Source organism: Vibrio pacinii DSM 19139, from assembly GCF_000711795.1.
Taxonomy (GTDB): domain Bacteria; phylum Pseudomonadota; class Gammaproteobacteria; order Enterobacterales; family Vibrionaceae; genus Vibrio; species Vibrio pacinii.
The window spans coordinates 1-1034 of record NZ_JONH01000058.1 but is presented as its reverse complement, the minus strand read 5'-3'; the positions used below and the strand labels follow the sequence as shown (position 1 = coordinate 1034).

1 protein-coding gene is annotated in these 1034 nt (G+C 42.1%); it reads right to left on the bottom strand.

The features are described from left to right. Positions 1-441 precede the first annotated feature (441 nt). Complete coding sequence (locus BS19_RS15020) at positions 442-852, bottom strand: GNAT family N-acetyltransferase (protein ID WP_038176362.1); 411 nt, start codon at positions 850-852, stop codon at positions 442-444. Between the last annotated feature and the right edge of the window lie 182 nt (positions 853-1034).

The following is a 1034-nucleotide window of genomic DNA, read 5'->3' as shown; positions in this document are numbered from 1 at the left end:
CCACTTTGCCAACACCGATTTTGAACGCGTTGAAAAACTCAAATCAGGCGCAGTTTCAAAGCGCCTGTCACTGAAACCACTTGGAACTTACAACACCGTAAAAAACTGACTAAAAGCACCAAAAAAACCTTTTGGAAAGGCAATGTCATAAAGCTGACTTTCAACGACTACATTCGCGTCTGAAACGGCAAAACAAAACCACAACACTAAAAATCGGACTCAATTTCATCAAACAACACACCCAGACACAAAACAGAGCAAAATTGCACGATTCATTAGCCTTAATTTTTCTGCTTTAGCTGCGTTTTTTCCGCTGGCAACTAACGCCCAATTAAGGGGTGAACAACGCCTCCATCCAAACCTAAAGCATTGTGCCATAAACACTAAATTTGAAGTAGAAGCAAAAATGCCGAGCGTTGTGAATCCCTCTTAAATTGCTTGTTATGCGTGCGGCTTGAATTTTTTCGTCATTCCTTGGCTGGATGGAGAAACAAGCTTGTACCCTAATTTTTCGTAAAACACTGGCTCATCTGCGATCATTGAAACATAAGAGCCTTCGAGAGCAACCGACGACAAATAGTTATCTATATGTTCCATGACCTTCCGGCCTAACCCTTGACCTTGATAGCTTGGATCAACTGCAACATCCACGACTTCAAAGTTACATGCACCGTCTCCAACTACCCGACCCATCGCAATTAGAACTTCATCATCTCGAACCGAGATAGCGTACAAGCTATTTGGCAAAGCAATAGTGGCAGCTTTTAATGACTTTGGAGACAGACCTGCCTTCACTCTCATTTCGCAAAATTCTGATGGGCTAGGGACTTTTGCTTCGTATGTTATTGTCATGATGTACATCTCCTTTTATTACATTCGGAGAATACACAAAGCAACTGTATAAATAAACATGTAACGTGAGTTTTTGATTAGTACGCATAACGCCGCGTTAAGTGGTGAGCAACGCCAACCACCCTGCCTAAACCATTGTGACATTAACACTTAACCCAAAGTAAGCTGAAAATGCCGAGCGT